This window comes from Spirulina sp. CS-785/01, assembly GCF_028330525.1.
GTDB lineage: Bacteria > Cyanobacteriota > Cyanobacteriia > Cyanobacteriales > Spirulinaceae > JAQMSD01.
Genome location: NZ_JAQMSD010000189.1, coordinates 1 through 9,721, shown reverse-complemented (window position 1 = coordinate 9,721; position 9,721 = coordinate 1). Strand labels below are relative to the sequence as shown.

Annotated in this window: 9 protein-coding genes; 3 read left to right on the top strand and 6 right to left on the bottom strand. The window is 46.2% G+C overall.

The genetic code is table 11. The features are described from left to right. Positions 1–584 (bottom strand): tetratricopeptide repeat protein (locus tag PN462_RS12395; protein ID WP_443029157.1); only part of this gene is annotated, 584 nt, incomplete at its 3' end. A 681-nt stretch (positions 585–1,265) separates the two neighbouring features. Between PN462_RS12395 and PN462_RS12390 the strand changes: the two genes are divergently transcribed. Together PN462_RS12390 and PN462_RS12385 are read left to right on the top strand one after the other, a co-directional pair. Next, positions 1,266–1,487: a hypothetical protein gene (locus tag PN462_RS12390; protein WP_272128560.1), complete on the top strand. Its 222-nt coding sequence runs from the start codon at positions 1,266–1,268 to the stop codon at positions 1,485–1,487. Further along, a complete protein-coding gene (locus PN462_RS12385; RefSeq protein ID WP_272128559.1) occupies positions 1,484–1,870 on the top strand; it encodes a type II toxin-antitoxin system VapC family toxin in 387 nt (128 codons plus the stop codon). Before PN462_RS12390 ends, PN462_RS12385 begins: the two co-directional genes overlap by 4 nt. Before the next feature lie 111 nt (positions 1,871–1,981). Here the strand turns inward: PN462_RS12385 and PN462_RS12380 are convergent, their stop codons facing one another. From PN462_RS12380 to infC, 4 genes are all read right to left on the bottom strand, one after another. After that, complete coding sequence (locus PN462_RS12380) at positions 1,982–2,557, bottom strand: Uma2 family endonuclease (RefSeq protein ID WP_272128558.1); 576 nt, start codon at positions 2,555–2,557, stop codon at positions 1,982–1,984. A gap of 227 nt (positions 2,558–2,784) precedes the next feature. Next, a complete protein-coding gene (locus PN462_RS12375; RefSeq protein ID WP_272128557.1) occupies positions 2,785–3,249 on the bottom strand; it encodes a cyclic nucleotide-binding domain-containing protein in 465 nt (154 codons plus the stop codon). A gap of 166 nt (positions 3,250–3,415) precedes the next feature. Then, a complete protein-coding gene (locus tag PN462_RS12370; RefSeq protein WP_272128556.1) occupies positions 3,416–6,415 on the bottom strand; it encodes an Npt1/Npt2 family nucleotide transporter in 3,000 nt (999 codons plus the stop codon). 98 nt (positions 6,416–6,513) lie between these two features. After that, positions 6,514–7,041, bottom strand: a complete 528-nt coding sequence (gene infC, locus PN462_RS12365) for a translation initiation factor IF-3 (protein ID WP_272128555.1) — start codon at positions 7,039–7,041, stop codon at positions 6,514–6,516. Between the two features lie 195 nt (positions 7,042–7,236). Between infC and PN462_RS12360 the strand changes: the two genes are divergently transcribed. After that, on the top strand, positions 7,237–8,148 hold the full coding sequence (locus PN462_RS12360; protein WP_272128554.1) for an alpha/beta fold hydrolase: 912 nt from the start codon (positions 7,237–7,239) through the stop codon (positions 8,146–8,148). A 384-nt stretch (positions 8,149–8,532) separates the two neighbouring features. Here PN462_RS12360 and PN462_RS12355 read toward each other — a convergent pair whose 3' ends face one another. Continuing rightward, a complete protein-coding gene (locus PN462_RS12355; RefSeq protein ID WP_272128553.1) occupies positions 8,533–8,949 on the bottom strand; it encodes a hypothetical protein in 417 nt (138 codons plus the stop codon). Between the last annotated feature and the right edge of the window lie 772 nt (positions 8,950–9,721).

Sequence of the window (9,721 nt, the reverse complement as noted above, 5' to 3'; positions counted from 1 at the left end):
CGTTTATACATCTCCAAGGCTTGACGATAGAGGGGTTCGGCTTCTGCGTATCTGCCTTGGGATTGGTACAATGCAGCCAGATTGTTGAGGCTGGTGGCGACTTGGGGATGCTCTTGTCCCAACAGGCGTTTATACATCTCCAAGGCTTGACGATAGAGGGGTTCGGCTTCTGCGTATCTGCCTTGGGATTGGTACAATGCAGCCAGATTGTTGAGGCTTTGGGCGACATCGGGATGCTCTTGTCCCAACAGGCGTTTGACCATCTCCAAGGCTTGGCGATAGAGGGGTTCGGCTTCTGCGTACCTGCCTTGGGATTCGTACAATAGTGCCAGATTGTTGAGGCTGGTGGCGACTAGGGGATGCTCTTGTCCCAATACCTGTCGTCGGATTTGTAAGATTTGTTCTGCAAGGGGAATGGCTTCTGCGTATTTCCCGGCTTGGTAGAGTTGGATGACTTGTTGATTCAGCCGTTCTGCTTCTGCTAGCTTAAACTCATCTGCTGTCGCCTCTCGCCAACTCAGGGTATAACTCCCTGTTTCTCCTGCTTCGTAAGTATTAACAACAATCTCATATTGCCCCGTCATCGGAAGCTCAAGGACGATTCTCGCATTTGTCCCTTCTCCCCCATCGTCATCTTGGGTTATGATGTCCCCTTCTGGGCTGCGGAGTAGGAGGTAGGAGTCAAAGTCTTCACTAATGAGGTCTATGGTAATCTGCTCTCCCGCTTCTCCAGTGAAGGTGTGGACATTGTAATAACTGTTGTCCTCTTCAAGTTGCTGACTATTACTATCGAGTCTTCCCTCAATGGGGTTAGCGGGACGGGTTTCTGTGGTTGTCGGAGTTTGTGCGAGGAGAGTAGTGGGTGTTGTCACACCTATCCCCAGTGTGAGTATCAAGGCACAGGCACGATGATTCAGTAGTTTTGAACCTGTAACTGTTCTGGGGAAACCCATGATTTTTTCCTCTCCTCATCTGATTTACCTTCTGTGTTAACTCATATCTCTGAGTTGGCCGCAGTTATGCAAGTAAAAAATTGTTGGATTCTTGGGTTGAAACGGCTAATGCTCCCCTTGGGTTAAAACCCAAGGCTAAGAGCCAAAACCCGTTAAAAACGGGTTAAACACTCCCAACCCTCTCTCCTTCTCCCTCTTTGTGTCCTCTGTGCCTCTGTGGTGCAATTTTTACCATCTATTTAAGGTTTCCGGGTGATAAAAGCAATTATGTTAACTTGTGAATAGCCCAATATTCTTAACCCCAAAGACGCTATGAATGCTCATAAAATCCAAGCGACTATTAATGAAAACGGTCAACTGCTCTTAACCGATTTACCCTTTCAAGCAGGAGACACAGTAGAAGTAATTATTTTAGAACATCCTGCCCTTAATCCTGACACCAATCCTTACCCGTTAAAAAATAAACAACCTTACCATTATGATGATCCGTTTGAACCTGCGATTTCACCCGATGAATGGGAAATCAGTATATGATTATTTTAGATACCCATATTTGGGTTTGGTGGGTTCAAAATGATTCAAGATTAACTCCATCTCAACACAACTGGATTGACACTTATCAAGCTAGGGGATTAGGCGTGAGTATTTTTTCTTGTTGGGAAGTGACGAAATTAGTGTCTAAAGGAAGATTGATCCTTCCTGCTTCAGTAGAAATATGGTTAAAAACGGCCTTGGCCTATCCTGGTGTACAATTACTCCCACTCACTGTATCCATTGTGGTACAAGCTAATCAATTACAAGGGTTTCATAACGACCCGGCTGACCAAGTTATCGTCGCCACCTCTAAAGTTTATGACCGTCCTCTTTTAACTGCCGATCGCAAAATTTTGAATTATTCTGGATGCAATACTTTATAGAAACTTGGGTTAAAACCCAAGGCTAATAGTCACAACCCGTAAAAAACGGGTTAAAGACTCCAAACCATCTCTCTTTCTTCCTCTAGTGTGTCCTCTGTGGTGCAATTTTTACTAAACAATCTTCACATTTTTATATAGCTTAGATAAAGCGATTTGCCAAGAAAATGAAACAATATTTAATATACAATCTTGACCCTTATATTCTTTAAATAACCATTCCCCCTCCCCTTGTTTAATATACTGCTCTACCTGATATTTATATTGATCAATTAGGACATATTCTTGAAAACTACTGAGAGAGCGATAATATTCAAATTTCTCTCCTTTATCATAATTTTGAGTGGATTGCGAAAGCACTTCTACGATTACTGTAGGGTTGAGAATTACCGTATGTTTATCCTGATCATAAATAGGTTCATCTTTTAAAATCATTACATCAGGATAAGTGTCTATATTGTGGGCTGGAATGTGAACTTTGACATCTCCAATAAAAATGGGATAATTGTGTTCTTCAAACTTCACAAGAAACTGGTTACAAAAATTCAATGCAAGACGATTATGTTCTGTTGTACCACCTGTCATGGGGATAATTTGTCCATTATGATATTCATTTTTATATTCGGCGGTTTCTTCTAACTCTAGATATTCTTCACGGGAATAGAGTTTGGGGGGAGATTCAATGATCATTGTTATTTTATGAGATTAAAACCGATAGAATGATTATAGCAAATGAGTTTTGGGGGAAGTAGGTTAGGATCAATAAACGTCTATAAAGCAATGGGTTGGTAATGCTAACTTAATATGCCTTGGGTTTTAACCCAAGGCTAAGAGCTAAAACCCGTTAAAACGGGTTACGGTAAAACTTTATCCTTTTTCCTTCCTTCTGCCATCTGCCTTCTGCCTTCGGATGTTGCTCACTGACTCACTGCCTGAAATTCTTTCAACTGCTTCTCATAAGTATTAATTTTCCCATTCAACTCCCGAATCCGCCTTGATAGTGCCTTGGTAATATTCACCGCAATTTCGGGGGTTTCTTCAATGGCATCCGTTAACTGAAGTTGATTTAACGTTAAACAGTCACAAGTCTCAATCGTTGTCACAGAAGCCGATCGCGGTTCCGCATCAAACAACGACATCTCTCCAAAAAACGTCCCCTTCTCTAACTTGGCCAGATCGCGATCGCCCAAATGTACCCGCACCCGGCCCGACACCACAATATACAGCGATCGCCCCTCCTCCCCTTGCTCAAAAATCGTATGATCCGCCGGAAACGACAACTCATCCATGGCCGAGGCAAGTTTCACCAGAAACTCATCTCGCAATTCCTGAAAAATGGAGACGCGCCGTAAAAAGAGTAAGCGTTCAAAACTACTCAGCATATTGCAATCTCAAAGGAAGAAGGTTAGCTTACAACTCCAGACGCGAGAAATGAGACTCCCCTGACTGGATACTTAAAAAGATTCTAACAGTCTAACAGTTGAGAACCATGGCCTTGAAAACGCTAGATGAAACCCAATTTGGCAGTTTTCCCCCTGATTTTCCCCGTCACGGAGAATAATTCAACGACTGTTTTAACCGATCCACCTGGGCAGCCACCAGAGGATCAGGATCATCCTTGAGAACCGGAAGCAACTCCCAACAAGTGCGAGGACTCGCCGCATTCAGATACGCCAAAACCGCCTCTCTGGCGAAACTACTGGGGTGACGGAGGCCCACTAACGCCGCCTCCCGATCAATCCCCCAACGATTAGCCTTCGCCAGATGGAAACAACAGGCCAACGTCCAATCCGAGAGAAAATGGCGTAACTCTAACAACCGTTGTACCCGCAACTTAGGCGATAAGGGATTATAAGGAATCACCTCGCTTAAATCCTCCAACCGTTCCTTGAGGGGACGATTTTCTAAAATACTCAGTAAATAAGGCTTCTGTGGCACATCCAACGTATTATCCAAAATCTCTAACCCCAACGCATTACTCACCTCAGAATCCGAATCTAAATTTAAAATCGCCGCTTGAATAGAACTAAACGGGTAAAGTAACTTCATCACCAAGAAACAGCGATCTAACCCATCCGACTGCATCCCCTGCAAAGCACTGCGTAATAAATCCGCCTCTAACCCCGTCACCGCTTGCTCCGACAAATCAGACTCAGCAGCATAGAGTTGCGCCAACAGGGACAACTCCTGATCCAACAACATCTCCACCCCACTGCGTCCCATCTGCTCTAAAACCGCCTCAATTCCCCGTTCTCTAGGGATTTTGAGAATAATCCGTAACACATTCCGACGGGTAGTTCCCCAACTGACCAATAATTGCTCAATTAACGCCGCCAAAGCGTTATCCGTACCAATATCAGCCATGGCCCCCCAACATTGAGAACGAATAAAATCCGGTTTGTGATTATCTTCAGCAATACTCTGTAACAAGGGCAACGCATCATCCCCCAACTGCACCAGAGACTCCCGCGCCGCCTCTCGCGTCGAACGATAGTACAATCCTTTCAGGAGAGAGGGATAATATTGCTCTAATTTCTTTTGCGCGATCGCATCCAACAACGTACAGCGCACCCGCACCGACTCATCCTGCAACAACTTAGGAACATACACCCGAATCATAGAACTTTGGGGAGCAACCTCCTGTAACGCCTGTACCCCAATAATCCGATCCCTCTCCCGGGGCGAAGTCAACATCTGCTCCATCGTCGCCAACGCATGAGCGCGATCGTCCTCACTCCCCCGTCGTAAAATTAAACCAGCCGCCGTCCCCCGCACCATGGGATCAACCCGTTCATTCAAATACGGCTTCAACGTATGGGTTTCTAACTCCGGTTGCGCCAACCAAATATAGCGCAACGCCAACGCCAACACCTCCAACTTAGGTTTCGCCTCAATCAAACGCTGCACATCCCCCAAATACGCCGTATTAGGATAGCGCAGCATCACCTCCATACTCTGTCGTTGTAACCCCGGCGAAAACTGCACCAAACGTGGAGCTAAAATTTCCCCCGCATTGGGCAGATCAATCCGTTCTAACAGCTGAATACAAGACCGTTGATCCTCCTCCGAGGGATTTTGATCCAACGCCTCCAAAATCGCCCGGCGAAACGCCTTCAGATCAACCGTAGAAAACCCTAACCGGCCCTGTTCCGCACTCTGCACCAACAGCGTAATATAACTTTGCCGCAGTAACAGCGCACTCAACGCCCAAATAATCGAGAAAAACACAATAGCCGCCACAAACACCCCCCCTTGTACCTGTCGGGCAGCCTCCGGCTGTAAATCCTGTAATAAACGCCCCAATACCCAAACAATCGCAATCATTCCCCCCCCCGTCAGCCCCGTCGAGAGGGGTTCAGCAATCCCCTGCACCTGCGTCTGGACATTACCACGAATTTCGGCAGGTAGCGGTTGGAACAAAAACGGCTCAATCCCTGCAATTAGCGTATAACGGAGTAACTCATCAAAAAAGCGCAGTACAATCACCCCAAAAAAGAGGATTTTTGCACTATCAATATCTAAACCCCCAATATTCGTCAGATCAAACACAATTGTGAAAAACCCTAACACCGACAGAGAGACAGGCAAAAACATCGCCGCCACAAATACCCCCAACCGTTCCACAGCCCGACTGGAGACAAACCATTGGGTGGCCAACTCGCAAATCCCCAAAATCCCCGAAAATAAACCCAAAAATCCCGCAATTTCATCGGTATTGGGATACGCTCGTTCCAACTCCCCTAAATATTGGAACTCCACCAACAAATAGAGCAGTTCCCCCAAAATAAAAAAGGCAAATAACGGCACAATATAGCGGCGTAGCGTGCTGCTAGTGCGTTTTGCCGTATAAGTCGGTTGCAGTTCCTCAATTTCCCGCACAGGCGTATCTGGGAAGGCTTGTTTGTAGCGGTTACTGAGATACAGCAACGTCGCCCCCCCACCTAAAATCATCAATGCGGCAGCAATAATAATATTTTGTAAGCCAATCAGGAAAATTAGCACCGGGAGGGAAAACCCAGAAATGACATCCCCCAACAACAACCCACTAGAGATAATGGGGTAAGTCCGTTTAATTTCCCGAATATTAAACAGTTGGTTAGCGGCCACTTGGGAATTGAGATCATTAAGAATTTCTTCTGCGTCCATCCATAACCGCATCAGAAATACTGTCCCCATCACCAAAAACGGGTTAATATTGCCTAACTCTAGTCCTCCTCGAAACAATAACAGAGGTAAGGCCATCAACAGGGAAACGGCAGTAAAGACCCGTTTTAGGGGCAAGTTATTCTGTAGCCAAGAATAGAGGACCCCTAACCCTGACCCCATCACCGCACTGGCAATATAGATCACGGGCAACCCTTCGGCCCCAAACCGTTCTAAAAAAAGCGCGATAGTCGTCTGTTCCAGCCATAATAACCCCACAGAGGTGATGGTATAGGCCGTAAACATCAATAGGGTTCGTTCCCCTTCTTCCGGTCGAAGGTTAACGATACTCAGAACTTTTTTTCGCCAGTCACTCTGGGGTTTCGCGCTTTTAGACAGTTTCATACTTCAGGCAAAGGAAAAAGACAAAAGAAAAAGGCACTCATCGGAAACGGAAAAGGGTCGCCTGAATGCCTTTCATGGGGATGGGAACAGAGAAAGCCTTATTTTTTGGGGGAGAGTAACATCATCATATTACGTCCTTCTCGTTTTGGGGCTTGTTGGAGTTCGGCAACCTCCTGTAAGTCTTTGGCCATCCGTTGTAATAACTCCTCAGCTAGGTTAACGTGCTGAATTTCTCGGCCTCGGAAGGTGACAGTCGCTTTGACTTTATCCCCCGACTTGAGGAAGCGTTGGGCGCTTTTGACGCGAACATGATAGTCATGTTCGTCAATCTTATAACGCATCTTCACTTCTTTGACATCAGCCGTGTGCTGCTTCTTCCGGGCTTCTTTCTTTTTCTTTTCTTGTTCAAACTTGTATTTCCCGTAGTCCATGACTCGACAGACTGGGGGATCTGATTTATCGCTGACTAGCACAAGGTCTAGTCCCTTTTCCTCTGCAACTTTCCGACCCTCCTCTGGTGTGATAATCCCCAGTTGGTTGCCATCAGTATCAATAGCACGAATTTTCGGATAACGGATTTTGTCGTTAATTTGCGGTACGTCCCGACGGGATCTTTTATCTTTCACAGGCGTATAGCGTAATCGTTGTCGTTGACTAGGTTTTATGGATATAGAAAGATTACATCTGCTATTTTACTGATTCTGCCGGAGTTGCACACTATTAATTCTGGATTAATTTTGGGGAGTTTTTGGGGAGGGAGGAGAATCCCTATTCTTTGCGGGAGTTCCTACAATGGAGGAAAATGTAAATCTTTATTAAAGATGGTGGAATCCGACTGGGAACAGCGTATTGGGAAGCAACGAGACTGGGTGTGGCGAGGGTGGCAAGTGCGGTATTGTTTTTGGCGGCCTCCTGTTCGGTCCTCTAAGCCTCCCCTGATTTTACTCCATGGGTTTGGGGCTGCGATCGAACATTGGCGACACAATATCTCTGTGTTGGGGCAAGATCGGATGGTATACGCCCTTGATCTCTTGGGGTTTGGGGGATCACGGAAACCTGTTACGGTCTATTCTGTGGATTTATGGACGGAGTTGGTTTACGAGTTTTGGCGCACCTTTATTCAAGTGCCTGTGGTGGTGGTGGGGAATTCTTTGGGGTCTTTGGTTTGTCTTGCGATCGCCGCCTCCCATCCCCACACAGTAAGCGGTATCGTCCCCATTAATATCCCCGATGTCTCCCTCCGCCAAGCCACCATTCCCAAGCCCCTACAGCCCCTTGTCAACACCATAGAAGGCATCTTCGGCTCACCCCCCATCCTCAAACCCCTCTTTCAACTCCTCCGCCGTCGCGCCACCATCCGCCAATGGGCTAAAGTCGCCTATCACAATAAAGAGAAAGTCACCCCCGAATTAGTCGAAATTTTAGCCGCCCCCACCTACGACGAAGACACCGCAGATACCTTCTGCGCCCTCTTTACCTCCCTCCGCCAACCCCAATTTTCCCCCCCTATCCAAACTCTCCTCCCCCAAATTAATTGTCCCATCCTCCTCTTATGGGGTCGTCAAGACTGTATGGTCCCCTTTAAACTCGCTCAACAGTTTATCCCCCTCAACCCTAACCTCAAGTTTATTCCCCTAGACAACACTGGCCACTGTCCCCACGACGAAACCCCAGAACAATTCCTCAGTATCCTAATTCCGTGGCTAACCTCCCAAGTGGACAACTCAATATAGCAGTCATCAGCATCCGAAGGCAGATGGCAAATGGCAAATGGCAGATGGCAGAAGACAGAAGGCAGATGGCAGTGGTTTGCGCTCCGCGCACACTACGTGAACGGCAAGCTCACCAACCAGGAAGGATCAAGGAGAGAGTTAACCTAAAAAGAAGGACATACACTAATCACAGCAAGGCTTTTCGCCAACTTTCAGCGATTTTTAGTTTCACCGAGAGTAATCATCAGGCAGTAGTGGCGTGACACAGCTAAAATAGTGCATTAACAAAGGCTAGAAACCTGCTGATTACAGGAAATAGAGCAGAAGTCTAATGCACCAAATTAGCTGTGTCAAGGCAGTAGGGTGCGAAGCGCGACAGCGTAACGCACCAAAAACTGTTCAAGGCTATTCCACAACCTCCACTTCATCCGTATTCACCTCACTAGCCCCTTCAATTTGACTCGCCACATCCACCATCTTGTCCAAAATATCCTGACTCGGCACTTCTCCTTTTAACACCACTGTACTACTCAGTTGTGCCACCCAAAGCGTCTCCACCTCAGCCAAATCCGGATCAAGATCAAACGCCAAAGCCACCCGCTTCGCCAACCCACTTTGATCATATTCACCATTTAAGCCAATACGTTCCGGGGGAGCTTCTTCCCCTTCCTCAGTCACAGGCGGTTCTTCCGGAGTCTCAACTCCCAACCCAATAGACTCGGCAATATTCTCCACCTGTCCACCGGCCTTATCCATCACTTGAGCCTTAACATTCTCCACTTGATCTTCCGCCATAGAGTACATTCGGTTTAACCAACTCATTTGCGTTTTCCTCACTTATTTATCAGTTATTTAATAGATAACCCCATTATGTTCTAGTCGGCTCATCAGGAAACGGGACAATGTGCTGAATCATCTCTAGAAACAGTGCCAAACTCCCCTGACTCTCCCCCATCAGAGACAAGTATGCCCCCTCTCCCAAGATGGGTAGAGGAGGGTAGGGGGTGAGGGCTACCCCCCTTTTTTTAAAAAAAAACAAAAAAAATTTGAACCCTATAACCTCCATATAACAAGGGTTTTCCCAGATCACCTCCAAAAAAATCAAAAAAATTTCAAAAAGGGGTTGACTCCCCCTGATTTTTTCTTTATTATGAAAAAGCTGGGTTGGAGAGGGAAGCGAAAAACACCGCCAAACTCTCTGGAGTCAAGGCTTTAAAGCGAGAGTCAATCGAGCTATAAGCAACACTCAACATCCAGTCCAAAACGCAAACTAACTGAACACTTCAGGTTTAGATAACGGCTTGCATAATAAAGAAAACTAATGAAGGAGCTAAAATAAGCGAATTCATTCTTTGGTTGCCCCAAGAACAATTAGTCGCAGTTAGCCTAATTGTAGGGATTATACCAAAAAGTCGAAAAAATGCAATCCACCTGATAGGCAAAGTTACTTGCAACCCGAACCTTGAAAACTGCATAGGAGAAAAGTAGGAAAGTCCGAAAAGCAGAAAAATTTCTATTTTGAGAGGTCAAGCTAGAAAGGGCTAACGGAGAATCCCTAGGTACGCAGAGGCGAAGAAGGACGTAGTAACCGACG

Bases quoted from the DNA above. Each gene is read 5' to 3' on its own strand.
- PN462_RS12390 (WP_272128560.1), top strand. From the start codon at position 1,266: ATGAATGCTCATAAAATCCAAGCGACTATTAATGAAAACGGTCAACTG.
- PN462_RS12360 (WP_272128554.1), top strand. From the start codon at position 7,237: ATGGTGGAATCCGACTGGGAACAGCGTATTGGGAAGCAACGAGACTGG.
- PN462_RS12370 (WP_272128556.1), bottom strand. From the start codon at position 6,415: ATGAAACTGTCTAAAAGCGCGAAACCCCAGAGTGACTGGCGAAAAAAA.
- PN462_RS12380 (WP_272128558.1), bottom strand. From the start codon at position 2,557: ATGATCATTGAATCTCCCCCCAAACTCTATTCCCGTGAAGAATATCTA.
- PN462_RS12385 (WP_272128559.1), top strand. From the start codon at position 1,484: ATGATTATTTTAGATACCCATATTTGGGTTTGGTGGGTTCAAAATGAT.
- PN462_RS12375 (WP_272128557.1), bottom strand. From the start codon at position 3,249: ATGCTGAGTAGTTTTGAACGCTTACTCTTTTTACGGCGCGTCTCCATT.
- PN462_RS12355 (WP_272128553.1), bottom strand. From the start codon at position 8,949: ATGAGTTGGTTAAACCGAATGTACTCTATGGCGGAAGATCAAGTGGAG.